The 26462-nt window shown below is 61.8% G+C and carries 24 protein-coding genes and 1 pseudogene; 16 read left to right on the plus strand and 9 right to left on the minus strand.

Features of this window, described 5'->3' with window-relative positions; translation table 11 throughout:
• Positions 1-124 precede the first annotated feature (124 nt).
• Positions 125-976, plus strand: a complete 852-nt coding sequence (locus tag QOM08_RS08290) for an urea carboxylase-associated family protein (protein WP_173407181.1) — start codon at positions 125-127, stop codon at positions 974-976.
• Positions 977-1156: 180 nt separating this feature from the next.
• Here QOM08_RS08290 and QOM08_RS08295 read toward each other — a convergent pair whose 3' ends face one another.
• Positions 1157-1324: a DUF2897 family protein gene (locus tag QOM08_RS08295; RefSeq protein ID WP_014337248.1), complete on the minus strand. Its 168-nt coding sequence runs from the start codon at positions 1322-1324 to the stop codon at positions 1157-1159.
• A 119-nt stretch (positions 1325-1443) separates the two neighbouring features.
• Positions 1444-2808 carry an ethanolamine permease gene (eat, locus tag QOM08_RS08300; RefSeq protein WP_047226332.1) on the minus strand — a complete coding sequence of 455 codons (1365 nt, stop codon included), beginning with the start codon at positions 2806-2808 and terminating at the stop codon, positions 1444-1446.
• 405 nt (positions 2809-3213) lie between these two features.
• Between eat and kdpF the strand changes: the two genes are divergently transcribed.
• The 6 genes from kdpF (at position 3214) to QOM08_RS08330 (ending at position 11181) form a co-directional block, all read left to right on the plus strand.
• Positions 3214-3303 carry a K(+)-transporting ATPase subunit F gene (gene kdpF, locus QOM08_RS08305; RefSeq protein WP_047226333.1) on the plus strand — a complete coding sequence of 30 codons (90 nt, stop codon included), beginning with the start codon at positions 3214-3216 and terminating at the stop codon, positions 3301-3303.
• A gap of 8 nt (positions 3304-3311) precedes the next feature.
• Positions 3312-5006: a potassium-transporting ATPase subunit KdpA gene (kdpA, locus tag QOM08_RS08310; RefSeq protein WP_316912808.1), complete on the plus strand. Its 1695-nt coding sequence runs from the start codon at positions 3312-3314 to the stop codon at positions 5004-5006.
• 10 nt (positions 5007-5016) lie between these two features.
• On the plus strand, positions 5017-7071 hold the full coding sequence (gene kdpB / locus QOM08_RS08315) for a potassium-transporting ATPase subunit KdpB (RefSeq protein ID WP_316912809.1): 2055 nt from the start codon (positions 5017-5019) through the stop codon (positions 7069-7071).
• 82 nt (positions 7072-7153) lie between these two features.
• The gene (gene kdpC, locus QOM08_RS08320) at positions 7154-7699 is read left to right on the plus strand and encodes a potassium-transporting ATPase subunit KdpC (protein ID WP_316912810.1); all 546 of its coding nucleotides are present in this window, start codon (positions 7154-7156) and stop codon (positions 7697-7699) included.
• Positions 7700-7782: 83 nt separating this feature from the next.
• Positions 7783-10434 carry a sensor histidine kinase KdpD gene (locus QOM08_RS08325; RefSeq protein ID WP_316912811.1) on the plus strand — a complete coding sequence of 884 codons (2652 nt, stop codon included), beginning with the start codon at positions 7783-7785 and terminating at the stop codon, positions 10432-10434.
• 48 nt (positions 10435-10482) lie between these two features.
• Positions 10483-11181 carry a response regulator gene (locus tag QOM08_RS08330; RefSeq protein WP_047226338.1) on the plus strand — a complete coding sequence of 233 codons (699 nt, stop codon included), beginning with the start codon at positions 10483-10485 and terminating at the stop codon, positions 11179-11181.
• A 133-nt stretch (positions 11182-11314) separates the two neighbouring features.
• Here the strand turns inward: QOM08_RS08330 and QOM08_RS08335 are convergent, their stop codons facing one another.
• Positions 11315-12352, minus strand: coding sequence for a patatin-like phospholipase family protein (locus QOM08_RS08335; protein ID WP_047226339.1), 1038 nt, complete (start codon positions 12350-12352; stop codon positions 11315-11317).
• Positions 12353-12560: 208 nt separating this feature from the next.
• Here QOM08_RS08335 and QOM08_RS08340 point away from each other — a divergent pair, with 208 nt between their 5' ends.
• From QOM08_RS08340 to QOM08_RS08350, 3 genes are all read left to right on the plus strand, one after another.
• Positions 12561-12851: a hypothetical protein gene (locus tag QOM08_RS08340; RefSeq protein ID WP_039588883.1), complete on the plus strand. Its 291-nt coding sequence runs from the start codon at positions 12561-12563 to the stop codon at positions 12849-12851.
• 106 nt (positions 12852-12957) lie between these two features.
• Positions 12958-13719 carry a CHAD domain-containing protein gene (locus tag QOM08_RS08345; protein ID WP_076385730.1) on the plus strand — a complete coding sequence of 254 codons (762 nt, stop codon included), beginning with the start codon at positions 12958-12960 and terminating at the stop codon, positions 13717-13719.
• A 233-nt stretch (positions 13720-13952) separates the two neighbouring features.
• Positions 13953-14750, plus strand: a complete 798-nt coding sequence (locus tag QOM08_RS08350) for an acyl-CoA thioesterase (protein WP_047226341.1) — start codon at positions 13953-13955, stop codon at positions 14748-14750.
• Between the two features lie 8 nt (positions 14751-14758).
• On the opposite strand, the pseudogene QOM08_RS08355 reads toward QOM08_RS08350, so the two are convergent.
• The 3 genes and pseudogenes from QOM08_RS08355 to QOM08_RS08365 all read right to left on the minus strand — a co-directional run.
• Positions 14759-14977: pseudogene (locus QOM08_RS08355) on the minus strand (terminase); the annotation flags it as partial.
• Positions 14978-15145: 168 nt separating this feature from the next.
• Positions 15146-16627, minus strand: coding sequence for a methyl-accepting chemotaxis protein (locus QOM08_RS08360; protein WP_047226342.1), 1482 nt, complete (start codon positions 16625-16627; stop codon positions 15146-15148).
• Between the two features lie 209 nt (positions 16628-16836).
• The gene (locus QOM08_RS08365) at positions 16837-17643 is read right to left on the minus strand and encodes a TatD family hydrolase (protein ID WP_316912812.1); all 807 of its coding nucleotides are present in this window, start codon (positions 17641-17643) and stop codon (positions 16837-16839) included.
• A 235-nt stretch (positions 17644-17878) separates the two neighbouring features.
• On the opposite strand from QOM08_RS08365, the gene QOM08_RS08370 reads away from it, so the two are divergent.
• The 3 genes from QOM08_RS08370 to QOM08_RS08380 all read left to right on the plus strand — a co-directional run bounded on the left by QOM08_RS08370 (position 17879) and on the right by QOM08_RS08380 (position 20395).
• Positions 17879-19300: a transglycosylase SLT domain-containing protein gene (locus QOM08_RS08370; protein WP_316912813.1), complete on the plus strand. Its 1422-nt coding sequence runs from the start codon at positions 17879-17881 to the stop codon at positions 19298-19300.
• A 99-nt stretch (positions 19301-19399) separates the two neighbouring features.
• Positions 19400-19834 (plus strand): DoxX family protein, encoded by a 435-nt coding sequence (locus QOM08_RS08375; protein WP_047226345.1) that lies wholly within the window; start codon positions 19400-19402, stop codon positions 19832-19834.
• Positions 19835-20086: 252 nt separating this feature from the next.
• Positions 20087-20395 (plus strand): hypothetical protein, encoded by a 309-nt coding sequence (locus tag QOM08_RS08380; RefSeq protein WP_047226346.1) that lies wholly within the window; start codon positions 20087-20089, stop codon positions 20393-20395.
• Positions 20396-20442: 47 nt separating this feature from the next.
• On the opposite strand, the gene greB is transcribed toward QOM08_RS08380, so the two are convergent.
• Genes greB through QOM08_RS08395 form a run of 3 tightly spaced genes read right to left on the minus strand, consistent with a single transcriptional unit; the run spans position 20443 to position 24162 of the window.
• The gene (gene greB / locus QOM08_RS08385) at positions 20443-20940 is read right to left on the minus strand and encodes a transcription elongation factor GreB (protein ID WP_047226347.1); all 498 of its coding nucleotides are present in this window, start codon (positions 20938-20940) and stop codon (positions 20443-20445) included.
• 34 nt (positions 20941-20974) lie between these two features.
• Complete coding sequence (locus tag QOM08_RS08390) at positions 20975-23479, minus strand: ABC transporter permease (protein WP_316912814.1); 2505 nt, start codon at positions 23477-23479, stop codon at positions 20975-20977.
• Positions 23479-24162, minus strand: a complete 684-nt coding sequence (locus QOM08_RS08395) for an ABC transporter ATP-binding protein (protein WP_047226349.1) — start codon at positions 24160-24162, stop codon at positions 23479-23481. Before QOM08_RS08395 ends, QOM08_RS08390 begins: the two co-directional genes overlap by 1 nt.
• Positions 24163-24172: 10 nt before the next feature.
• Between QOM08_RS08395 and QOM08_RS08400 the strand changes: the two genes are divergently transcribed.
• The 3 genes from QOM08_RS08400 (at position 24173) to QOM08_RS08410 (ending at position 26344) form a co-directional block, all read left to right on the plus strand.
• Positions 24173-24778 carry an arylesterase gene (locus QOM08_RS08400; RefSeq protein ID WP_047226350.1) on the plus strand — a complete coding sequence of 202 codons (606 nt, stop codon included), beginning with the start codon at positions 24173-24175 and terminating at the stop codon, positions 24776-24778.
• 56 nt (positions 24779-24834) lie between these two features.
• Complete coding sequence (locus QOM08_RS08405) at positions 24835-25128, plus strand: hypothetical protein (RefSeq protein WP_047226351.1); 294 nt, start codon at positions 24835-24837, stop codon at positions 25126-25128.
• 244 nt (positions 25129-25372) lie between these two features.
• Positions 25373-26344: a L,D-transpeptidase family protein gene (locus tag QOM08_RS08410; protein WP_047226352.1), complete on the plus strand. Its 972-nt coding sequence runs from the start codon at positions 25373-25375 to the stop codon at positions 26342-26344.
• Positions 26345-26462: the final 118 nt, after the last annotated feature.

Consider the following 26462-nt stretch of genomic DNA (forward strand, 5'->3'; position numbering starts at 1 on the left):
GGCCTTTTTGCATTTTGGCTCAATGCCACTTAAAACGATGATCGGATGCGTCTTGGTCTAGGTTCGACCATCCGCCTTTTGGAGCTTCGTCCCCGCCAACCACCTCAGATCAAGGACCCACCCCATGCACAAAAACTACCCAGCCGCCTACCAAGTCAGCAAAGGCTCGGCCCTGCAAGTGGACAAACCCTTCTACGACCGCATCCGAACCCAGCAGGACAAGCGCACCCTGATCGAACAGTTCGAGGTCCCCATCCGTACCGGCCGCGCTTGGCACGTACCCGCCGGGCATGTGTTCCGTGTTACGACTCCGGTGGGCCCGCAGGTAGGGGACTTCAACGTGTGGAATGCCCACGATCCACGGGAACGCCTGTGGGCTGCGCGCACGCGTCAGCTGCAGGGCGCTCATGTCAGCACTCATGATCGGTTGTGGTCGAACCTGCCATTCTTGCGTCCATTGGTGACCATTACCGATGACAGTCTGGCCGATTATGGCATCGACGAGCACGGTGGACGGTTGCACGATCTGCTGGGTACGCGCTGTGATCCGTACGTGAACAGGATGCTCACCGGCGAGGATTTTCACCATCATTGCCACTCGAACCTGACCCGTGCCGTATTACCCCATGGCCTGACCGAGTTCGATGTGCACGATGTGTTGAATATTTTCCAATGTACTGGGCTCAATCATGATGACATGTACTTCATGAAGGCCTGTCCGGCGAAGAAGGGCGATTATTTGGAGTTTTTTGCCGAGATCGATTTGCTGTGTGCCTTGTCCACTTGCCCCGGCGGCGATCTGTCGCTCGCGATGTGGGGGCCGGATGCGCAGGATCCCCTCAGTGTCTGCCGTCCGCTGGGGGTGGAGATCTATCGATTGGAGGATTCCTTGCTGGCGGGCTGGAGCCAGCCTGAGCGGGCGGCGTACAAGGGGTTGCATGGCTTGCAGATTGCCAAGGCTGATTGGGAACAGTGATGTAGCAAGCGCTGGCTTTTGTGGCGAGGGAGCTTGCTCCCGCTGGGCTGCGTAGCAGCCCCAACAGTCAAAACCCGATTAGCCTGACACTCCGCGCCAGCAGATTCAGGGCCGCTTCGCGCCCCAGCGGGAGCAAGCTCCCTCGCCACAAAAGCGTCATGCAATCAGCACTGTAGCGGCTCAACGATCCTTGGCCTCCTTCGCATCCATCTCGGCATTGCGCTCGGCAACACGCTTGCGTTGTTCATCCGTCAGTTCGACCTTGTGGGCGGTGTCACGCAGCATCATCAAGCCACCCACGATCGAGCCGATTGCAACAATCAGAATTAACCAGGCGTACCAGGGCATAGGGTTCTCCTTGAGGGGGCGATGGACGACGAACGTTTCGCCTGTCCACCGCACCTACCACTTATGAGCGAAGGTTGTTCGCAGTGGTTCCATATTACGCCCGTTGTGCCGGGTTCACCTCAAAGCCCGGTGAGCATCGCATCGGCCGGGGCATCGGCGCGCAGTTGTGCGGTCAGCACAAAGTACAAGAAGCCTACCGCCATGAAACCGAGGAAGATCAGCCCGATCAGGGCATTGAACCAGGCCATCGCTACCAGGCACACCACTGCCAGTACCAGGGCGATACCCGGGATGATCGGATAGCCTGGCGCGCGGAAGGTGCGTTCCAGGTTGGGTTCGGTTTTACGCAGTTTGAACAGGCTGAGCATGCTCATGATGTACATGACGATCGCGCCGAACACCGCCATGGTGATCATGGCGGCGGTCAGGGTCATGCCGCCGAGGTTGATCAGGCCGTCGCTGTAGATCGCCGCGATGCCGATCAGGCCGCCGGCGATGATGGCCCGGTGCGGGGTCTGGAAGCGTGAGAGTTTGGCCAGGGAGGCGGGCAGGTAGCCGGCGCGGGCGAGGGCGAAGAACTGGCGCGAGTAGCCGAGGATGATGCCATGGAAGCTGGCCACCAGGCCGAACAGGCCGATCCACACCAGCATGTGCAACCAGCCGGAGCTCTCCCCGACTACGGTTTTCATGGCTTGGGGCAGCGGGTCGTTGATGTTGGACAGGGTGCGCCAGTCGCCCACGCCACCGGCGAAGAACATCACGCCCATGGCCAGGAACACCAGGGTCAGGATGCCGCTGATGTAGGCCTTGGGAATTGTGCGTTTCGGGTCCTTGGCTTCTTCGGCGGCCATGGCCGCGCCCTCGATGGCCAGGAAAAACCAGATGGCGAAGGGGATTGCGGCGAACATCCCGGCGATGGCCGGCGCGCCGAACACATCGGAACCGGCCCAGCCGTTCAAGGCGAAGCTACTGAAGCTGAACGCCGGGGCGACTACGCCCATGAACACCAGCAGTTCGGCCACCGCCAGCACGCAGACGATCAGTTCGAAGGTTGCCGCCAGTTTCACCCCGAGGATGTTCAGGCCCATGAACACGATATAGGCACCGACCGCCGCGTGTTTCGGGTCCAGGGCCGGGAACTGCACGTTCAGGTAGGCACCGATGGCCAGGGCGATGGCCGGTGGTGCGAAGACGAATTCGATCAGCGTCGCCAGGCCGGCGATCAACCCACCTTTCTCTCCAAAGGCCCGACGGCTGTAGGCGAACGGTCCGCCAGCGTGGGGGATGGCGGTGGTCAGCTCGGTGAAGCTGAAGATGAAGCAGGTGTACATGGCCGCAACCATGAATGATGTCACCAGAAAGCCCAGCGTTCCGGCAACGCCCCAGCCGTAGCTCCAGCCGAAGTACTCGCCGGAGATCACCAGCCCGACGGCAATGCCCCATAAATGCAGGGTGCCCAGGGTGGGTTTGAGTTGTGTGTTCATCGGTGGCTCCCCCTCGATCCATAGCAAAAGCGCTGGGGTGGGGCAGTGCAGTGGGCGTGCCAGTATGGCGGCGGTGGTCGTAATGGGTGAAATTGTGTCGTATCGAGGATGTTCGCTGCCTGATGGCTCGATTTTGTGCTCCAGTTCGGAGCGTCAGCGCCGGGGCGGGCCTCATCGCGAGCAGGCTCGCTCCCACATTTGATCTGTTGTGAATAGAGAATTTGCCTCCACTGAAGATCCCCTGTGGGAGCGAGCCTGCTCGCGATGAGGCCCACCCAGCCAATCACCAACCCCTTTTTTACACATTCTTTATCCCCCAACCCCTCTCTCGATCTCGTTCCTTTACGCCCTCCCTGCCGACAATCACTCCACACACGGCATGACGCCGTACGACGGAGAAATCCCATGAGCCTTCTGGACGGGGTGTCGCTGCTGCTGGCAGCGGCGCTGTTCATTTATCTACTGATTGCGCTGTTGCGCGCGGATCGGAACTAGGAGTGGCTATGCACGGTTATGACTACGGGCTGATCCTCGCCTTCTTTGCGCTGGTGCTGATCCCTGCACCGTTTCTGGGGCGTTTCTACTACCGGGTGATGGAAGGCCAGCGCACTTGGCTTTCACCTGTTCTTGGCCCGGTGGAACGTGGTTGCTATCGCTTGGCCGGCGTCGATCACACCGTTGAGCAGAGCTGGCAGAAATACACCCTGGCCTTGCTCGCTTTCAACCTGGCCGGCTTTTCGCTGTTGTTCGCCATTCTGCTGTTACAGGGGCATTTGCCACTCAACCCCGAAAAAGTGCCGGGTATGGAATGGACCCAGGCATTCAATACGGCGGTGAGTTTCACCACCAATACCAATTGGCAGTCCTACAGCGGTGAAGCGTCGTTGAGCTACCTGAGCCAGATGCTTGGCCTGGCTGTGCAGAACTTTGTCAGTGCAGCTACCGGCCTGGCCGTGCTGGTGGCGCTGTGTCGCGGAATCGGGCGCAAATCCGCTGCAACGCTGGGTAACTTCTGGGTCGACATGACCCGCGCCACCCTCTACGGGCTGTTACCGCTGTGCCTGTTGCTGGCCCTGTTCCTGGTGTGGCAGGGCGTGCCGCAAACCTTCGCGCACTATGTGCATGGGTTGACGATGCAAGGCGCGGATCAAGTGATTCCATTGGGCCCGGCCGCGAGCCAGATCGCGATCAAGCAACTGGGCACCAACGGTGGTGGTTTCTTCGGCGTCAATTCGGCACACCCCTTCGAAAACCCGACGGCCTGGAGCAACCTGTTCGAAGTTGCCTCGATCATCCTGATTCCCGCCGCGCTGGTGTTCACCTTCGGCCATTACGTCAAGGACCTGCGCCAGAGTCGGGCGATCATCGCCTGCATGCTAGTACTGTTTCTGATCGGCGGCGCTACCTCGTTGTGGGCCGAATCCCAACCCAATCCGGCGCTGCATAACGCTTCGGTGGAGCAGACCGCGCCACTGGAGGGCAAGGAGGTGCGCTTTGGCACCACGGCCACGGTGCTGTGGTCCGTCACCACCACGGCGGCCTCCAATGGCTCGGTCAATGGCATGCATGACAGCCTCAATCCTCTGAGCGGCATGGTCTCGCTGGTGAACATGATGGTCGGCGAAGTCATTTTCGGCGGCGTCGGCGCGGGGCTCTACGGGATGCTGCTGAACGTGCTGATCGCGGTGTTCCTGGCTGGATTGATGATTGGCCGTACCCCGGAATACCTGGGCAAGAAACTCGCAGCCAGAGAAGTGCAACTGCTGGTGGTGACCCTGTTGGTCATGCCGGTGAGCGTGTTGGGGCTGGGGGCCATTGCTGCGAGCCTGCCCGGACCTGCTGCAGCGGTGAGCAACCCTGGTGCCCATGGCTTCAGCCAGTTGTTGTATGCCTACACCTCGGCGGGTGCGAACAACGGTTCGGCCTTCGCCGGTTTTGGTGCCAACACACCCTTTCACAATCTGATGCTGGGCCTGGGCATGTTGATCGGTCGTTTCGGCTACATCCTGCCGGTGCTGGCCTTGGCCGGTAGCCTGGCGCTGAAGAAAACCGCGCCGATCGGCCCGAACAGCTTCCCGACCCACGGCCCGCTGTTCGTGACCCTGCTCACCGTGACCATTTTGTTGGTGGGCGGCCTGACCTTCCTGCCGACCCTGGCCCTGGGGCCGATTGCCGAACACCTGAGCCTGGGTTTCTGAGGATCTGATGATGAATATGCCAATGAGCAAAACCGTCGTCGCCAAGGCGTCGGAGCAACCGAAAACCGCTATTTCGGCCTTGTGGCGGCCAGCGCTGCTGCAAGCTTTCGTCAAGCTCGATCCGCGCCAGTTGCACCGCGCCCCGGTGATGCTGGTGGTGGAGCTGACCGCAATTCTCACCACGGTGTTGTGTTTCGTTCCGGACAGCAGCGTGCCGACTTTTGTCGCCGCGCAAATTGCCCTGTGGCTGTGGTTCACGGTGCTGTTCGCCAACTTTGCCGAAGCCCTGGCCGAAGGTCGCGGCAAGGCCCGGGCAGACAGTCTCAAGGCCGGTAGCGAAGGCCTGAGCGCACGTCGCCAGACGGCCAACGGCTTTGAGGTGATAGCCGCCACCCGCCTGCGAAAAGGCGACGTGGTACGCGTCGAGGCGGGGGAGATGATTCCTGGCGATGGTGAAGTGATCGAAGGCATCGCTGCAGTGAACGAGGCGGCGATTACTGGCGAATCGGCCCCGGTCATCCGCGAGTCCGGCGGCGACCGTTCAGCCGTCACCGGCAACACGCGCCTGGTCTCCGACTGGCTGCTGGTGCGCGTCACCAGTAACCCCGGTGAATCCACCCTGGACCGTATGATCGCCCTCGTCGAAGGCGCCAAGCGGCAGAAGACGCCCAACGAAGTGGCGTTGGATATTCTGCTGATCGGCCTGACGCTGATCTTCCTGCTGGTGGTGGTGACGCTGCAGCCGTTCGCGCATTTCGCCAACGGTAATTTGCCGCTGGTGTTTCTGGTGGCGCTGCTGGTGACGTTGATTCCCACCACCATCGGCGGGCTGTTGTCGGCCATCGGCATCGCCGGGATGGATCGACTGGTACGCCTGAACGTGATCGCCAAGTCCGGCCGCGCCGTGGAAGCGGCGGGGGACGTGCATGTGCTGATGCTGGACAAGACCGGCACCATCACCTTCGGCAATCGTCGTTGTGCCGCGGTTCACGCCGCGCCCGGCGTGAGCGTCAAGGAACTGACCGAAGGTGCGTTATTCGCTTCGTTGGCCGACGACACGGCGGAGGGCAAGTCCATCGTCGAGTACCTGCGGGGTTTGCATTCGCAACCCGAGCCTGGCGCCGAACTGCTTACCGCTGTGCCGTTCAGTGCTGAAACCCGATTGTCCGGTGTCGACTATCAGGGCCGGGTGTACCGCAAAGGGGCCGTGGATTCGTTGCTGAGTTTTATCGGCCTGTCGAAAAGCGAACTGCCACCTGCACTGGCACGGGAGGTGGACAAGATCGCCCAGAGCGGCGGTACCCCCTTGCTGGTGTGCGTTGACGGCAAGCTGCTGGGGGCGATTCATCTGAAGGACGTGGTCAAGCCCGGTATCCGCGAGCGCTTTGCCGAGCTGCGCAAGTTGGGGATTCGCACGGTGATGGTCACCGGCGACAACCCACTGACCGCCGCCGCCATTGCTGCCGAGGCCGGCGTCGATGACGTGCTGGCCGAGGCCACACCGGAGAAAAAACTGGCGCGCATCCGTCATGAGCAGAATGACGGTCGTCTGGTGGCGATGTGTGGTGACGGTGCCAACGATGCGCCGGCCCTGGCCCAGGCTGACGTCGGCATGGCGATGAACGACGGCACACAGGCGGCGCGAGAGGCGGCCAACATGGTCGATCTGGACAGCGACCCGACCAAGTTGCTGGACGTGGTGCAAATCGGCAAGGAACTGCTGGTGACCCGTGGGGCCTTGACGACGTTTTCCATCGCCAACGACATCGCCAAGTACTTCGCCATCCTGCCGGCGCTATTTGCCTCGATTTATCCACAACTGGGTGTGCTGAACGTGATGCACCTGAGCAGCCCGCAAAGCGCGATTCTGTCGGCCATTGTGTTCAACGCCTTGATCATCGTGGTGCTGATCCCGTTGGCGTTGCGTGGCGTTCGGGTGCAGGCCGCCAGCGCGGCGGCGCTGCTGCGGCGCAATCTGCTGATCTATGGCCTGGGTGGGATCGTGGTGCCGTTCGTGGGGATCAAGGCGATCGACATGTTGCTGACGGCGTTGGGGTTGGTTTGAGCGGATAACCAACGCTCGCCTTCACCTTGTGGGAGCAATTGCTCCCACAGGTACTTGTTTCATTCAATTCGAGGATTTCTGGATGTTCACTCTGATACGCCCGGCCTTGAGCCTATTGCTTCTGATGAGCCTGATCACCGGCGTTGCGTACCCCTTGCTGGTTACGGGCGTGGCGCAAGTCGCGTTTCCCGCCCAGGCCAACGGCAGCCTGATCGTTGATGCCGACGGCAAGGTCCGCGGCTCTCTGTTGATCGCCCAGGATTTCCAGGGCGATGCCTGGTTCCATCCACGTCCATCGGCGGGTGCTTTCGCCACGGTAGCCAGCGGCGCCAGCAACTTTTCCCCGAGCAATCCGGCCCTGGCCGCACGGGTGATCGGTGACGCCCAGGCCTTGCAAGTGCCGGGTCAAGGCCCAGTGCCGTTGGCGCTGCTGACCACCTCGGGCAGCGGACTGGATCCCCACTTGCCACCGGCAGCGATTGCCTATCAACTGGCGCGTGTCGCCGCCGCACGCAATCTGCCGGTATCGTCCGTGCAGCAACTGCTCGACGCTCACATCGAGCAACCGCTGGTGGGGCCGCCGGTGGTGAATGTGCTGGCGTTGAACCTGGCGCTGGAAAAACTGTAGCCCCCTGTGGAAGTGGCACCTGTGGGAGCAAAGCTTTGCTCCCACAGGGCGTTTGATCAACATCTGAAAGAGAACCCGAACACATGAGCGACTCCGGCCGCGCCGATGCACTGTTAGCCAAGCTGCCCCGCAATGACCGGGGCCGGCTCAAGGTCTTCCTGGGTGCGTCGCCGGGTGTGGGCAAGACCTACGCCATGCTGCAGGCGGCCCACACGCAACTGCGCCAAGGTGTCAGGGTGGTTGCCGGCGTGGTGGAGACTCACGGCCGCAGTGAGACTGAAGCGCTGCTCGGCGGTCTGGTGCAGCAGCCGCTGGTGCGTTCGGAGTATCGCGGGGTGATGCTCGAGGAAATGGACCTTGATGGTCTGCTTGCGGCTCGCCCGGCCTTGGTGCTGGTGGACGAACTGGCCCACAGCAACGCGCCCGGCAGCCGACATGCCAAGCGCTGGCAAGACATTCAGGAGTTGCTGGCCGCCGGCATCGATGTCTACACCACCGTCAACGTCCAGCACCTGGAAAGTCTCAACGATCAGGTGCGCGGTATCACCGGTGTGCAAGTTCGCGAGACGCTGCCCGACTGGGTCCTGCAGGAGGCCGATGAACTGCTGTTGATCGACCTGCCACCGCGCGAGCTGCTGGAGCGCCTGCGCGATGGCAAGGTTTATGTGCCGGAACAGGCGCGCGCTGCGATCGATGCATTTTTCAGCCAGACCAACCTCACCGCATTGCGTGAGCTGGCCATGCAAACTGCCGCTGCACAGGTGGACAACGATCTTGCCCAGGGCTATCGCCAACTGGGCCAGGCGGCTCCGGCGGTGCGGGGACGATTGTTGGTGGGGGTTGACGGTGATGCCCAGGCCGAACGTCTGGTACGCCACGCCAGCCGCGTCGCCCAGCGTCGGCATCTTCCCTGGAGCCTGGTGCATGTGGACAACGGCAGCACGCGGGACGAGCCATCGCGCCAGCGCCTGCAAAATGCCCAGCAATTGGCCGAACGCCTGGGTGGGGAAGTGGTGCTGCTACGGGCCGGTGAAGTCGCCAGGACCTTGATCCAGCACGCCACCGAACGTCGCGCCACGCTGGTGCTGGTGGGGCAGTCCAGGCGGCGTCTGCGCCGGCGGCTGTTCGGTGGTGGCTTGGCTTCGCGTTTGCTGCGCGATGCCAGGGGGCTGGAAATCAACGTACTGGATCGCGATGAACAGCCCCCTGCGGCCCGTGAGCGTTCAAACGCCGCCCTGGCTGGTTTCGACTACGTGCTGGCGCTGTTGGCGACGGCGGCGGCCAGTGCGCTGGCTTGGGGGGTCTCCGGGCTTCTTCCCTTGCCTAACATCTCCCTGGTGTTTCTGATGGCGGTGTTGCTGGTGGCGGTTCGCAGCAGCCTCGGCCCTGCGCTGGCCTGCGCGGCGCTGTCGTTCCTGGCCTATGACTTTCTGTTCATCCCACCGAATTTTTCCTTCACCATCCAGCGTGAAGAAGACGTACTCACTCTGGTGTTCTTCTTGCTCATGGCGGCCCTGACCGGCAACCTTGCGGCCCGCCAGCGACGACAGTTGCAGGCGCTGCGCGAGACCCAGCAGGAAACCGGCGAGCTGCTTGATCTGTCCCGCAAACTCACCGCCGCGACCGACCGCCAGGCGGTGATCAGCGCCGCCGCGCAACACCTCAACGGCTGGCACGACCTGCAACTATGCCTGCTCAACCGTGACGGCCAGGACGGCTGGAAGGTTGAGACAGCTGAACCATTGACCTTCACTGAAGCTGAGCGCGCGGCCGCCGATTGGGCTTGGCAACACGACCAACCGGCCGGCGCCGGCACCGGGACGCTGCCGTCCGGGCGCTGGTGGTGGTGGCCGTTGTCGACAGAGGAGGGCCCGCTGGCGTTGCTGGGCGTTTGCCCGAAAGAAGGCAAGCCGTTGAGCGGCCAGCGGCGTCGTCTGCTGGCGGCCCTCAGTCAACCACTGGCGCAGGCCCTGGCTCGGGCGCAACTGGCCCAGGATCTGGAAGCGGCGCGCCTGCACGGTGAAACCGAGCAACTGCGCAGTGCGTTGTTGGCGTCGGTGTCCCACGATTTGCGCACGCCGCTGACCTCCATGCGCGGTAGTATCGACAGCCTGTTGGCGTTGGGAGAGGCGATCCCGCTGGCCGATCGCCGCGAACTGCTGGAAGGCACCCGTGATGAAGCTGAGCGCCTGGATCGCTACATCCAGAACTTGCTGGACATGACTCGTCTCGGCCATGGGGCTCTGAAGCTGGCGCGGGACTGGGTGTCGCCGGCCGATATTGTCGGCAGCGCGTTGAACCGGTTGCGGGCGGTGCTGGCACCGTTGACGGTGGGCATCGAAGTGCCGGCCGAGTTGCCGTTGTTGTATGTTCACGCGGCGTTGATCGAACAGGCCTTGGTGAACGTGCTGGAGAACGCCGCACGATTTTCACCGACTCACGGGCGATTGCTGCTCAGCGCAGGGGCGACGGACAGCGAAGTTTTTTTCGCCGTGGCCGACGAGGGGCCCGGGATCCCTGAAGAAGAGCGCGAGAAAATCTTCGACATGTTCTATACCGCTGCGCGCGGGGATCGCGGCGGGCAGGGCACGGGGCTGGGGCTGGCGATCTGTCAGGGCATGGTCGGTGCCCATGGCGGGCGGATCAGCGTGGACACCGGCCTGGACGGGCGCGGAACCTGCATCACCCTGCACCTGCCATTACAGACACAACCGGGCATGGACGATGAAGCCTGAACGGCGCTGGGTTACTCTCTTTTCACCTGATTGCATTGAACGGACCTCATGAGCCAGACCGCGACCCTTTTGGTCATCGATGACGAACCGCAGATTCGCAAATTCCTGCGCATCAGCCTGACTTCCCAAGGCTACAAGGTGCTCGAAGCCGGCACCGGCGCCGAAGGCCTGGCCCAGGCGGCGCTGAACAAGCCCGATCTGCTGGTGCTCGACCTGGGCCTGCCGGACATGGACGGCCAGCAGGTACTGCGCGAGTTTCGCCAATGGTCCACGGTGCCGGTGCTGGTGCTCTCGGTGCGGGCCAGCGAAGCGCAGAAAGTCGAGGCGCTGGACAACGGCGCCAATGATTACGTCACCAAGCCGTTCGGCATCCAGGAGTTTCTGGCGCGCATTCGTGCCTTGTTGCGTCAGGCCCCGGCAGGCGAGGCGCGGGAAGCGGCGCTGACGTTTGGTCCGCTGACGGTGGACCTGGCTTATCGCCGGGTTCTGCTCGATGGCACTGAAGTGGCCCTGACCCGCAAGGAATACGCCGTGCTGGCGCAATTGGCGCGCCATCCCGGGCGGGTCATTACCCAGCAGCAATTGCTCAAGGACATTTGGGGCCCGACCCACACCGAAGACACCCATTACCTGCGGATCGTGGTCGGTCATCTGCGGCAAAAACTGGCGGACGACCCGACCCGGCCCCGGTTCATTGCGACCGAGGCGGGGGTTGGGTATCGGTTGTTGGGGGAGGGTGGACTTTGAGTTTGATGTTGGCTGAGCTGCCGTCATCGCGAGCAGGCTCGCTCCCACAGGCGTTGTGATGTTCTTGAATCCGCAGATCTAGTGTGGGAGCGAGCCTGCTCGCGAAGAGGCCCTCACCGCCACGAGCGCTCTATCAGTTCTGCTCATTCTCATAGCGATCCAACGTATCGCTGGCAATCTCCCGCCCCAGGGCGATCAGCTCCGGCGCCTTGTAGAACTCGAAAAACCGGCACACCCGTTTCGGCACGTTGATCAGCACATCCGGTGGATACCCGGCGATTTTGTATTGGGCCAGGGACGTCTGCATCACCTCGAAACTCTGGTTGATCAGATCCAGCAGCGAGGCCGGGCCAACGTTGTCGATGATGAACGAACCGGTCGCCGATTTCGGCGCACCTTCGGATTCCGGCGCGGCGGCCGGTTGTTGGCCCTCGGGCTCGGCGGATTCCAGCCATGGATTGATCTCGGCGGCTTCAGCTTTTAGCGCCTCCTGTTCCAGCAGCAGCAACTGCTCGGCTTGCTTGCGACGGAACGGTAGACGCGAGCCCAGGGAACTGACGAGGGTGTCGAAGCGACGCTTGAACGCTGCCGGGCGCTGGATGACCGGCAGTCGGTACTGTTTCTGGTTGGTGGCGTTGAGGTTGACCGCGATGATCAGGTCGCAATGGCTCGACACCACCGGCACGATGGGTAACGGATTGAGCAGGCCGCCATCCACCAGCATGCGGTTGCCTTGCATCACGGGGGTGAACAGGCTGGGAATCGCCGCCGAGGCGCGCATTGCCTGGTGCAGGCAACCTTCCTGGAACCAGATTTCCTGCTGATTGGTCAGGTCGGTGGCCACGGCAGTGTAGGGAATACGCAGGTCTTCGATATTGAGTTCGCCGACGATCTTGCGAATTTGCCCGAAGACTTTCTCGCCGCGAATCGCCCCCAGGCGAAAGCTGACGTCCACCAGTCGCAGCACATCCAGGTAATCCAGGCTTTCAATCCAGTTACGATAATCGTCGAGCTTGCCCGCGGCATAGATTCCGCCCACCACGGCACCCATGGAGCAGCCGGCGATGCAAGCGATGTCGTAGCCACGTCGTTCGATTTCTTCGATCACCCCGATATGGGCGTAGCCCCGGGCGCCACCCGATCCCAGTACCAATGCGACACGTTTTGTCATGACCCGGCCTCTTGTAAAACAGACTTTAACAATGCACTTATCGACGGCTGGGCTCAATCGTTGTGGCGCAGGTGTCGTTTTTTGATACGCCGTGCCGGCATTTGCGTATGCTCGCCCACACTTGTATTTACGCGGTCGGGCATTGGCACTTTTTGCGGGCTGGACCGTCTTACTTGCACGACTGTTGACCTGACTTGAGGTGTAATTGATGAAAGCCCGGATTTGTCTGCCCCTGGTGGCATCCTTGATGGTTTTGGCCCTGGCCGGTTGTGCCGGCAAGACCGCTTACCGCGATAGCTGCGGCAGCCAGCTCGACAGTGCCTGGCGCGAACTGGACCTGGCCAAGGCCGAAGGTTTTGCCGGCACCGTGAGTTATTCCAAGGCCCTGTCGTTGTTGACCGGCGCCAAGACCCAGCAGCAGTTCGAAGCGTTTGAGGGGTGCACCAAAAAGGCCGAGAAGGCCCGTTTCTACATCCGCGAATCCCGCGCAGGGCGTTAATAGCAGCGACAAGCTGTCAGCGGCAAGCTACAAGTTAGGGGAGCACTCTGCTCCTCACTTGAAGCTTGCAGCTTGACGCTCAACGCTACGTACGGAGTACGTCCCCATGATTGATCGGCTGGTGGCCCGGATACTGGGCCTGGAAGTCCGGCTGCTGGCCTGTCAGGCCCGCCTCAATGCCCATACCGACAGTGAAGCCCTGCATGACCTGCGGACCACGGTTCGCCGTTTGCGCAGCTTGCTTCGTCCGTTGCGCGGTTTGCCCGGTGTCGAGCAGCTGGAAACGGCGGCCTCGGCGGTCGGAGCGCTGACCACGCCCCTGCGTGACCGGGAAGTGCTGGCCGCCTACCTTGAGCAGCACGGCAAGATCGAAGCCGCGCGGCGGCGCCAGGTGCAAATGGCCGATGCTTATCCCGCCGTTGCCGGCAGCCCGGAGCTGGCCCAATTGCTGATGGTGCTTGATGCTTTCCCGCGCTTCATTCGCGCGGCGCAACGTCAGGACCTGCTTAAAGGTCTGCGCAAACGCATCGAAAAGCGCCTGGACAAACAATGGAAGAAACTCGGCGAAGCCTTGGGCGATCCGGCCCATGATCGCCACCGTTTGCGGCTGCTGATCAAGCGTGTGCGCTACGCCATCGAAGCCTACCCCGAACTTGACCGCCTACCCGAAGCGGCCATGCCACGGCTCAAGTCCGCCCAAGGCGCCTTGGGGGACTGGCACGATTGCTGGCAATGGCTGGCCAGGGCCAAGCAGGAAAGCGACTTGCAATCCTGCGTGCCGGTCTGGCTCAGCACCATGGAAAAGGCCGAGGCCAAGTCCGATAAAGTGCTCGATAAACTCGTTGCCAGTTGCTTCAAAAAATCCTGAGTCCTGCAGATATTCCCTTGTGGGAGCGAGCCTGCTCGCGATAGCGCCGCGTCAGTCACCAGTTATTCAAGCTGACTCACCGCTATCGCGAGCAGGCTCGCTCCCACAGTAGATTGGCGGGGGTTGGGATGCCGCGGCCTATCTGTCAGTCTCTTTGGCCAGAATGAGCGCTGTGCCACCCGTCTGGGCTGGTTAAGATTCCTGCATCTTTTTCCCATGTTTTCGAGGTTGTCATGCGCTTTTCCGATTTGATCGATGCCGTGCGCCGTCAGCCTGACTGCGTGATCATCGCGCCTGAATGGGGCCAGGGACGCGCCAGTTTTGGCGGTCTGGTGGCGGCGCTGCAATATGAAGCGATGCGTGCGCGGGTTCCGGCGGATCGCCCGGTGCGTTCGCTGGCGATCACCTTCGTCGGGCCGGTAGCGGCCGACGTACCCGTCAGTTTCGAAGTCGACGTATTGCGTGAAGGCAAGGCGGTCAGCCAAGTATTGGGGCGAGCGGTACAGAACGGTCAGGTAGTGACCGTGGTACAAGGCAGCTTCGGCGCCTCGCGCTCTTCCGTGGTGGCGGTCCAGGCCGACCCCGCGCCTGAGTTCAAAAGCGTGGAGCAATGCCAGGAACTGCCCTACATCAAGGGCGCTACGCCGGAATTCATGCGTCACCTGGCGCTGTGCTGGAGTGTTGGTGGCCTGCCGTTTACCGGCAACAAATCCCGCAGCATGGGGGGCTGGGTGCGCTTGCGTGGTGATGTCAAAGAGGAGCCGCTGAACGAGGGGCACATCCTGGCATTGGTCGATGCCTGGCCTCCGGCGTTGCTACCCCATCTCACTCAAATGGCACCGGGCAGTACGCTCACCTGGACCATTGAGTTCGTCCAGCCACTGCTGGAACTCACGACACTGGACTGGTGTAAATACCTGGCCGAGATCGAGCATGCTCAGGACGGTTACGGCCATGTCGCCGCCAGGTTCTGGAGCGCGGATGGTCGCTTGATCGCCCTGAGCCGGCAGACAGTGACAGTTTTCGCCTAAGGCTCTTCATGACCGTGGCACTGCAACACGAGTGCGGCAATCATGCCGAGGGAGCCGATGGCGACATTGGCCAGGCTGAGGCTGAACACCCCCGATACCATCAGCAAAAACGCGACGATGAACAGCGGTACGGCAATCTGGTGCAACACCGGATTGCTCGGGTGACCATGATGGTCAAGGCAGGTGCGCCATTGCCAGGCCGGGAAGTGGGGGTGACGTTTGCCCATGATGCTGATCCTTGAGTTCGCTAACCGAGTAACCCAAGCGTAAGCCCGGCCGGGCAGCGCGACGAATCGCGGTTGGCTATCGACGTGATAGGTGGCCATAGCCTTGCTCCCACAGATAAACCCCAGGCCGCAAGAACTCTCCCAGGCAGGTCAATTGGCAGCGGGGTCCTAAAGCCTGAGCTGCCCGATCGCCTTGTTCAGCTCACCGGCCAACGTTGCCAGTTCATGGCTGGTGGTGGCCGAGTCCACCGTCTGGCGCACGGTGTTTTCAGTCACGTCACGAATACTCACGACCGCCCGGTTCATTTCCTCGGCAACCTGGCTTTGCTGCTCGGCCGCCACGGCGATCTGGGTGTTGCTCTCGCGCATCTGCGCCACCGCCCCGGTGATTTGCTCCAGAGCCTCACCGGCTTCCCGGGCCTGTTGCACGCAATCGTCGGCCTTGTAGGAGCTTTCCTGCATGAAATCCACCGCGTCCCGGGTTCCCGCCTGCAAGGCCGACACCATGGCGGTGATTTCATCCGTAGAGGTCTGTACCCGCTTGGCCAGGTTGCGTACTTCGTCGGCCACCACTGCAAACCCTCGACCCATTTCCCCGGCTCGCGCCGCCTCAATGGCCGCGTTGAGCGCCAGTAGATTGGTCTGTTCGGCGATGCTGTGGATCACGCTGACCACGCTGTTGATCTTCTGGCTGTCCTCGGCCAGGCGCTGGATCATTTCGGCGGTCTGCTGCACGCCGCGGGAGAGCCCGGTGATCGACTGTTGCACCCGGCTGACTACTTCGCGGCCATTGCCGGCCAAGGTATCGGCGCTTTTCGACAGGTCGCGGGTGGCGCCGGCATGTTGGGCGATGTGATAAACCGTAGCGGACATCTCGTTGATCGCCGTCGCCGCCTGATCGGTTTCGCTTTGCTGGCCGAGCATGCCGTGGCGAACATCGTTCATGCTCGATGCCAGGCGTGCTGCACCGCTGTCCAGTTGCCGAGCAGTGCTGGCAACGGTGTCAACCACACGTTGATATCCGGCTTGCATGGCATTGAACGCCGCCGCCATCTGGCCCACTTCGTCCTTGCAGGCCAAGGGGACGCGGGCGGACAGGTCACCGGTTTTTTCCACGTGCAGCATCACATCCTTCAGGGTGTTGAGCTGGCTGAGCAGAAACCGGATTAGCAGCTGCGATGCGCCCAGCATGGCCAGCATCAACACGAACACCGCCACGGCGTATTGGCTGAAGCGTTCCCTGAACACCTGGCTCAGGCTTGCGCCTTGGGCCAGCACGGCCAACTGTTGGCCGTCACCGCCACGGATTACTTCGGCGCCCAGCAGTGGGTTGTCGCCCAACAGGGGGCTGGCCGAGAGTGCTACCCAGCCGTTGGCCTCTGCTATTGAAGGCAATGATTGATCGTTCAATGTGGGAATTTGGCCGCGCTGGAATGCCAGCAGGTGATCGGCCTTGGGCAATGGCTGCCCGGCAGGCCAGGCACTGAGCAAGCGTGCCTGGGCCTGGGCGTTTGCCTGGGCCGCATGGTTGCGCGCCTGTTGTTCGAGCTGCACCGCGTAGAGTACGAGCAGCAAGGTCGTGACAAAGGCGACCGCATTGACCGCCCAGAATTTGTACTTCAGTGAGATATTGCTAAGCCAGGCACCCATGGAAGGTCTTCTCTGATAGCGGAAACAGTTTTGGCAAGGTGCCATTATTGTGCCGCTATCCAAGGTGCGGGGTGTTGATATGGGTCAACAGACAACGCCTATCCCCTGTGGGAGCGAGCCTGCTTGCGATAGCGGTGTATCAGTCGGCCTATGGGCAAGCTGATCCACTGCTATCGCGAGCAGGCTCGCTCCAACAGGTTTTCATTGGGTCAGGAGAGGGTGGGCAAGCCAAAAAACGCGCGGGCACAGGCGGTGCTATGGGCAGCGAGGTCTTCCTGGCTTTCGCCCCGGTGCAAGGCGACTTCGCGCAAGGTTTCCGTCAGGTAGGCCGGTTCGTTTCGACCATTCTTGGGTTTGGGGCGCAGTGTGCGAGGCAACAGGTACGGTGCATCGCTTTCAAGCATCAAGCGAGTGCGAGGAATTTCCCGTACCAATGGATGCAAATGGGTGCCCCGGCGCTCGTCGCAGATCCAGCCTGTGATGCCTATATGCAAGTCCAGGTCGAGATAGCTGAACAGGGCCTTTTTCTCACCGGTAAAGCAGTGCACCACCGCTGCGGGCAATTGGTCGCGAAAATCCCGCAGGATTTCCAGCAGTCGCTGATCGGCATCACGTTCGTGAAGAAAGACCGGCAATTGCAACTCCACCGCCAGGGCGAGGTGTTCTTCCAGGACTTTTTCCTGCTGCGGGCGCGGGGAGAAGTCCCGGTTGAAATCCAGCCCGCATTCACCCACTGCGCGAACGCGGTCTTGTTTCAGCAGGTCTTTGAGGTGCCTGGCGCTATCGGCGGTCCAGTCGCTGGCGCTATGGGGGTGAACACCGGCGGTGGAAAACAGCCGTTCCCCGGCGTCATCGAGGCGCTGGCACAGCTCAAACGCCTGTTCGCTGCCCTCGACGCTGGTACCGGTCAAGACCAGTTGGCAGACACCGGCTGCATAGGCGCGCTCAAGTACGGCCTCGTGTTTGTCGGTAAAACTGGGGTTGGTCAGGTTGACGCCGATATCGATGAGTTGCATGGTGCTACCTCGACCCAAAGGCCGCAAAGCATATCAGAGCTGTAGATTTATAAGAAAAGCCAAGAACTACAACGAGTTGAGGCTGTCTGTTGAGGCCGTCAGACCGGTCGGGTTGGTATAAACGCCAGCACTGTGCCAGTCTTTCGCACTTTTCAGCGCCCCAGGTGCTCTGTTTCTGTCGACCCCAGCTTCGATATTTCAAGGCTGCGGGTCGCGGTATCCTTTCGGAGAGTGGATGACACGTCCCCAAGTGTTGCTGCTGCTGTGTTGTTCGCTGTTGCTGCCGATGCCGGCCGAGGCGCGGCTGCCCGGCCCGGTACAGGTGGTAGCGCCGACTACGGTGCGCGACCTTGCGCAAATCCGCAGCAGCCGGGTGCTGAAAGTTTTGGTCAACCAGAGCCGCAACAGTTCTGGCGAAGTCAAGGGGCAACCCATTGGCGTCGAATATCATCGCTTACGTGCCTTCGAGCAATACCTCAACGGCCACGCTCGGGATGACCAGAAAATCACCCTCAAGATCATTCCCAAGGCCAAGGACCAACTGCTGGGCGCCTTGCAGCGCGGAGAAGGCGATCTGGTCGCGCCCGGCGAGTTGCTCGAGCCCCTGGCTGGCCTTGCGGTCAGCGCCAGCAATCCGATTCGCACCGACGTGCCGTTGCTTCTGGTGGGAGCCAAGGGCCAGCGGCGCTACACACGTGTAGAGCAACTGTCGGGCAAGACCCTGGCCCTGCCCAACGGTAGCGCCGCAGGGGAAGCGCTGAGTCAGATCAACCAGAAGTTGGCGCTGCGTAAATTACCGCCGGTGAAGATCGAGTGGGTCGACCCGACCCTGGCGGTGGAAGATGTGCTGGAAATGGTTCAGGCCGGGATTTTCCATCTGACCATCGTCGAGCAGCCCATTGCCGAACGCTGGAGCAAGATCCTGCCCAAGCTGCGTTTCGACCGGCAGGTGCTCATTGGCGAGCCGGCTGACGAGTATTGGTTTGTCCGTCGTGACGCCGCCATGCTGCGAGCGAGCATCGACCGCTTCCTGACGACTTATAAGGCGCCTTCCAATCAGGACGCGGCGTTTCTGCGCATCTATCGCCGCTTGTACCGGGTTCACTATCCGCTGGCCCGTGCCAATCGCCAGCGTCTTGAGAAACTGCGCCCAGTGCTGCAAAAACATGCCACGGCCCAAGGCATGGATTGGCTGAACCTGGCGGCGCTGGCGTTCAAGGAGTCTTCCCTGAAACCCAATGCCCGCAGTGGCAGCGGCCCTACGGGTCTTATGCAGATTACCCCGTCAGCAGCCCAGAGGGTCGGGGTGCGCAACATCCAGAACCTGGACGCCAACGTGCAGGCTGGCGCCAAGTACCTGGCCTTGATACGCCGAAAGTTTTTCGCCAGCCCCAAGCTCAATGAGCGCGAGCGAATGGCCTTCGTCCTGGCCGCCTACAACATGGGGCCTGAGCGTGTCCAAGGCATGCGGGCCGAGGCCAGGCGGCGGGGACTCAATCCCAATCAGTGGTTCTTCCAGGTCGAACGCATCGCCATGGAGCAGGTGGGAATGGGCGCAGTAAGCTACGTTAATAGTGTGAACAAATACTATCTGGCATTTGATCGTGAACGGGAGTCGCTGGAGCCCAGGGAACAAAAGGTTGTTGTGCGTAAATGATCGAGTAAACTGATTGGTATCACAGATTTTTTCCGCTTTTATCATGCATTTTGTTGATTAATATAGCGGCCAATCCACTTATCCCAAGGAATGAACCTAATGAGCACTTTCATCAACAAAGTTCTGTTTACTCGCGCTGGCTATGGCCTGACTGTCCTGCGCATCGTTGTCGGGATCATCTTCGCCGCCCACGGCTCCCAGAAACTCTTCGGTCTGTTCGGTGGCTACGGCCTGACGGGGACGGCGCAGTGGATGGAAAGCATTGGCCTGACCCCCGGTTATCTGATGGCGACACTGGCCGGCGGCACCGAGTTTTTCGCCGGGCTGGCCTTGATCATCGGTCTGCTGGCCCGTCCAGCGGCGCTGGGACTGGCCTTCCTGTCGCTGGTGGCGATTTTCTCCGTGCACATCGGCAACGGTCTGTTCATGGCCAACAACGGTTATGAGTTTGCCCTGGCTTTGCTGGCAGGCAGCGTTGCGGTGCTGATCGAAGGTGCTGGCAAGTTGTCGGTCGACCAGGCCATCGCCCGCTGATTGCATACCTGCATCATTGAAGGCCCGTCTGGAACGGGCCTTTTTTGTGCGCGCAGATTCTTGACACTGGCCGGTCAGCTTCTCTAGGATGCCGCTCATGCGCCGATTTAAACAGCTACTTGCGGGGCGCCAGGTGACTCATTCAGTCACCGATAGAAGCCGGTTACACGGGGCTTCGAAATACCGCTAAAGCGCTGGTTCGGTGTTGCCTCTCACCTGCCATGCAGACTTTTGAGGCAGAGACACGACACGATGAACGCATCCAGCCCCCTTGTACGTCTTGCGCCGATCACGGCGAACCTTCTGCAACGCAATCCAAAAATCCTTCTGGGCGGTACTCACCAGCCTACGTTATTGCGCTATCTCGACGGCTGGCCGCGACGCAACCACGGGCCGGCGGCGTTCCTTATCCAGTTTGTCGAAGACGGTGAGTCTCTGGCGCGTTTTGCCGACGACAGTTTCGATCTGGCCGTTATCCAGTCCCCCAGTGCGGCGCACGCCAGCGAAATGATCCGGCAGTTGACCCGCGTGGCCCGACAGGGGCTGATTACCCGCCGCTGAGGTGAGCTGAGATGACTTGGTTTTTCGGGCCTTGGGCCGGTGAAGCTTTATATGTATTCAATGTGAGTGACATATAAAAGTTGTTCACCTGCGGGTGTCTGAACCTTGATCTCAGCATCCAGCGCTTTGCCGATCAACGCCCGCGCCAATGGCGAGTCGATGCTGATGAGGTTCTTTTTCAAGTCCAGTTCGTCGGGGCCGACGATGCGATAGCGAGACTCTTTGCCGTCCTCATCTTCAACCGTGACCCAAGCGCCGAAATACACTTTGTTCGGGTCACTGGGTTTTTCACTGACCACCTTGAGGGCTTCCAGGCGCTTGGTGAGGAAACGCACGCGGCTGTCGATTTCCCGCAGCATTTTCTTGCCATAGGTGTATTCGGCGTTTTCCGAACGATCCCCCTGGGCCGCCGCCTCGCTGACTGCTTGGGTCACCTGAGGGCGGCGCACATGCCACAGTTCATGAAATTCAGCGCGCATCCGCGCCTCGCCCTCAGGGGTGATCAACGCGGTGCCGGCGGTGCGGGGTGGGCGATAACGGCTCATGGCAACTTCTTGTGGTGGCGAAGCCGGGAGTCTATCAACCCTCGCGCAAGACTGTCAGCGGGCTGGCATTGAGGGCTCGACGCGTGCCGAACACACCGGCAGCCCCGATCAATAACGCTCCCACCAAAGGCAGTACCAGCAACCATGGATGCGGATGCCAGGGCAGGTCGAACGCGTAACGGTAAAGCACCAGGCTCACCAGTTCCGAACCCAAGGCCGCGAGCAAGCCACTGACCGCACCCAACAGCCCGAACTCGATGCGCCGGGCCTTGACCAACAGGGCTCGTTCGGCACCCAGGGCGCGGAGCAGCGCACCCTGGTGGATCCGTTCATCGAGGGTGGCTTGCAGGCCGGAGAACAGCACGGCCATTCCCGCAGCCAGTACAAACAGCAACACATATTCCACGGCCAGGGTGACCTGGGCCAGGATGCTGCGCAACTGCTCGAGCAGGGCTTCGACTTGCAGGATCGTCACCGCCGGGAAGGCCCGGGACAGGTCGACAATCTGCTGGTCGTGGCCCGCCGCCAGATAGAAGCTGGTGAGATAGGTGGCCGGTAGATCCTTCAGCGTGCCGGGTTGGAATATCATGAAAAAGTTAGGCTGAAAGTTGTCCCAGTTGATTTCTCGCAAGCTGGTGACCTTCGCCTCGCGATTGACGCCGCCCACGTTGAAAACCAGACGGTCCCCCAGCTGGATCTTGAGGTTCTCGGCCACCTTGCCTTCTACCGAAACGCCCGGAATATCGTCCGGCGGTTGCTGCGGCCACCAGGTCCCGGCCGTGACGACGTTGCCCGCCGGCAGGTCCGCAGCCCAGGTCAGGCTCAGGTCGCGCTGCAGGGCCCGGTCACCGGCCGAGTCCTTGGTGACAAATTCCTTGGCCGGCTCGCCGTTGATACTGATCAGGCGTCCCGGTACCACGGGGTAGAGCGGCGCCGATTGCGCCGACAACGCCAGCAGCTTTTCGGTGAAGGCCTGCTTGTCGTTGGGCAAGATATTCAGGGCGAAATAGTTCGGGGCGTTTTTCGGCAACTGGTTTTGCCAGGTGTCCAGCAGCTCGCCGCGCAAGAGGGCGATCAGCGCCATGGACAACAGAATCAAGCCGAATGCCAACGCCTGGCCGGCCGCCGCCAAGGGGTGGCGCAGCAACTGGCCCAGGCCGAGCCGCCAGGGTAACGAGGCGCGGGCCAGCATCCTGCGCAGGCTCTGGAGCAGCAGCAACAGCAGGCCGCCGAGCACCAGTGCTGCGATGACGCCACCGCCGAGCAGGGCGAACGTCAGGACCAGGTCCAGGCTCAAGCGCCACATGATCAGGCCAAGGGCACCCAGGGCGGCCCCATAGACCACCCAGGTGCTGGAAGGAATCGGCAGCATGTCCCGGCGTAAAACGCGCAAGGGGGGTACCCGTCCCAACGCGGCCAGAGGGGGCAGGGCGAAGCCGGCCAACGCCACCATTCCGGTGCCGATTCCGGCAATGGCCGGCAGCAGGCCACCCGGCGGGACGGTCGTGGGTAACAGGTCATGCAGCAGTGCAAACAGACCCAGTTGGGCGACCCAGCCAAGCAGCGCACCGCTGAGGCTGGCCAGCAGGCCCAGCACGGTCAACTGCAGGCTGAACAGCACCATGGTTTCCCGGCGTGACAACCCCAGGCAACGCAGCAGTGCGCTGGCATCAAAGCGTCGGGTGGCAAAGCGGTTGGCCGAGAGGGCGACGGCGACGCCGGACAGCAGCACCGCCACCAGGCTGGCCATGTTCAGATACCGTTCGGCCTTGCCCAGGGCGCCACCGATCTGCCGGTTGCCATCGCGTGCATCCTGCAGCCGCTGATTGGGCTCCAGGCCCGGCTTGATCAGGTCGCGGTAGGTTTGCAACGCTGGTGCCGGGCCGCGCCACAGGTCGCGATAACTGACGCGGCTGCCGGGCTGTACGACGCCGGTAGCGTCCAGGTCCTTGAGGTTGATCATGACCCGGGGCGTGAGGCTATAGAAATTGCCGGCGCGATCCGGTTCGTAGGTCAACACACGGCTCAGGCGCAGGGGCTGGTTGCCGACGTCGATGCTGTCGCCTATTTTCAGGTCCAGTGCCGTCAGCAGCCGTGCTTCAACCCAGGCCTCGCCTGGGTTCGGTCGCCCGCCGGTTTCTTCCGGGGCGAACGGGGCAGGGGCGCTTTTCAGTTCGCCGCGCAGGGGGTAGATGTCATCGACGGCCTTGACGCTGGAAAGTTGAATGCCATTGTCGGTGGCCACGACGCTGGAAAACTCCACCACCCGGGCATGTTCGAGGCCCAGATCGGTGCCGCCGCGAATCTGTTCGGGACGGGCAGGCGAGCTGCCTTCGAGCAGCAGGTCGGCGCCAAGGAATTCGGTGGCGCGCATCATCATCGCGCCGTTGAGACGGGCTCCGAAGTAACCGATGGCGGTACTCGCCGCCACCGCCACCAGCAGGGCGAAGAACAACACCCGCAGTTCGCCGGCGCGGGCGTCGCGCAGCAATTGGCGGACAGCGAGACTGAACAGACGCAACAGCGGCAAGCGTGCCATCAAGGCTCCAGGGGGGCGACCATCTGGCCGGCTTCAAGTCGAATCAGGCGCCGGCAACGATGGGCCAGGCGTTCGTCATGGGTGACCAGCACCAGGGTCGTGCCGCTTTCCTTGTTCAACTCGAACAGAAGATCGCTGATGCGCTCACCGGTGTGGCTGTCGAGGTTGCCAGTGGGTTCGTCGGCAAACAGCACGTCCGGCTCGGCCGCAAAGGCACGGGCAATCGCCACGCGTTGCTGCTCGCCGCCAGAGAGCTGGCGGGGCGAATGGGTCAGGCGCTGGCCCAGGCCGACCCGCTGCAGCAATTCCGTAGCGCGTTCGCGGGCATCCCGGCGACCATCAAGCTCCAATGGCAGCATGACGTTTTCCAACGCATTGAGGCTGTCGAGCAACTGGAACGACTGGAAGACAAAGCCGACATGCTCGGCGCGGATCCGGGCCCGCTGGTCTTCATCCAGAACGCTGAGGGCTTGGCCTGCGAGGGTCACTTCACCGCTGCTGGGCAGGTCGAGGCCGGCCAGCAGGCCCAGGAGGGTGGATTTGCCGGAACCGGATGCGCCGACAATGGCCAGGCTGTCGCCCTTGTTCAGTTCCAGGCTGAGTTCGTGCAGGATAGTCAGTTCACCTTCCGCGCTGGGAACCACTTTGCTAAGGTCCTTCGCGGTGAGAATGCTTGAGCCCATGGAGAATCCGATGCGTGTGTGGTTTTTGAGTGCCGGCCTGGCCCTGATGTGCATGGCCCAGAACGCAGCGGCGGGTACAGTCCTGATCGTTGGCGATAGTATCAGCGCCGCTTTCGGCCTGGATACCCGGCAAGGTTGGGTATCCTTGCTCGAACAACGGCTCAAGGCCGAAGGTTTCGACGACAAAGTGGTCAATGCTTCTATCAGTGGTGACACCAGTGCAGGCGGCCAGGCGCGGCTGCCGGCGCTGCTTGCAGCCCATAAGCCGGACCTGGTGATCCTGGAACTGGGGGGCAACGATGGCTTGCGTGGACAGCCGCCAACGCAATTGCAACAAAACCTTGCAGCGATGATCGACAGCTCGCGCGCCAGCGGTGCCAAGGTACTGCTGCTGGGCATGCAGTTGCCGCCCAATTATGGGCAGCGCTACACCGATGCCTTTGCCCGGGTCTACAGCACCCTGGCCGAGGAGAAAAACGTGCCGCTGGTGCCGTTTTTCCTTCAGGACGTTGGCGGTGTTCCGGGGATGATGCAGGGCGATGGCTTGCACCCGTCCGTCGCGGCCCAAGGCAAGTTGCTGGAAAATGTCTGGCCGACGCTAAAACCGCTGCTGTGACGCTTTTCTACAGGCGGTCTTTCGGCTAATGTGGCGCCCCCGATTTGGAGCCCCCGATGCCGCGTCCCGCCTGGTCCCTGTTTGCCTACCAACTGATCGAGCCTGACGAACAGCTGGACCTGTTCGCCTGCCAGGAAGTGCGGGTGCATCTGGTGACCCGGCAACTGGAGCTTGGTGGCTCGGCCGACCGGACCCTGTGCGGCAGCCTGCTGCCGGCCCAGCCGCGCTGGTCGGCTGTTGATCGCAAGATATTCCAGGACCATCGCCTGTGTTCATTGTGCCGGGCGATCCTGGAGTCCCAGAAGCGCGGCACCTCGCCGATCTGGCCGGAACTGCGGTTCGAATTGTAATTCCCCAGATTCCCCGCATGCCCCCTTGTGGGAGCGAGCCTGCTCGCGATGGCGGTGGGCCTGCTTGCATTGATGTTGGATGTGCCGCCGCTATCGCGAGCAGGTTCGCTCCCACAGGTTTTTATTTCAGTCTCCAAGCATGCTAGGCATCGGACGCCTCATTCCTGCCCTCCCCGAAATAACGGGGGCCGGTGTACAATCACAGTCTTCATACCCTCTGTTCGACCTGCAAAGGATTTCCCGGATGTTGCTGCGCTTGCCTGCCGTCACCCGCTGCCTGTCTCTTGCCGCCCTGTGCATGGCTGGTCCCGTTGCCGCCCTGGAGCTGCCTCTGCCACCGCCAGGCGAAGACATTGTCGGCCAGGTGCAGGTCATCAAGGCCAAATACGAAGACACCTTCGCCGACCTGGGCACTACCTACGACCTGGGCTACACCGAGATGGTCGCTGCCAACCCGGGCGTCGATCCCTGGTTGCCGGGTGCGGGCACCGAGGTCGTGCTGCCGACCCGTTTCATCCTGCCGCCTGGCCCGCGCGAAGGCATCGTGATCAACCTCGCCGAGTACCGTCTCTACTACTTCCCCAAGGGCCGGAATGTGGTCTACACCTTCCCGCTGGGCATTGGCCGTGAAGGTTGGGGATCGCCGATCGCCCACACCAGCATCATTGCCAAGACCCCGAATCCGACCTGGACTCCGCCGGCCTCGATCAAGGCTGAGCATGCCGCCGACGGCGATCCGTTGCCGAACGTGGTGCCGGCCGGTCCCGATAATCCCTTGGGTCCGTTCAAGTTCACCCTGGGCACCCCGGGTTACCTGATCCACGGTTCGAACAAGAAGTTCGGCATCGGCATGCGCACCAGCCACGGCTGCTTCCGCATGTTCAACAACAACGTACTGCAGATGGCCGGCATGGTGCCGGTGGGCACCTCGGTACGGATCATCAACGATCCCTACAAGCTGGGTGTGAGCGGCGGGAAGGTTTATCTGGAGGCCCACACGCCGCTGGACGACAACGGCAACCCATCGGTGGTGGACAAGCACACCGCGGTGATCAACACGATGCTCAAGCGTGAGGACATCACCAGCAACCTGCGCATGGACTGGGATGTGGTGCGTGATGTGGTGGCTGCCGAAGACGGCCTGCCGGTCGAGATCGCCGTTCCGAATACTTCGGCACCGATGGTCTCCAGCGCGCCGATCGATCTGCAACAGTAAAACCTGCAATAGAGACCCGCCGGCGTTTCGCGATGTCGGCGGGTTTTTTATCGCCTGGGGAAACGCCGGGCAATAAAAAAGCCGACCCAAAAAATGGGTCGGCTCGATAACAATCCCG

The organism is Pseudomonas sp. P105 (assembly GCF_032614175.1).
Lineage (GTDB): Bacteria > Pseudomonadota > Gammaproteobacteria > Pseudomonadales > Pseudomonadaceae > Aquipseudomonas > Aquipseudomonas rhizophila.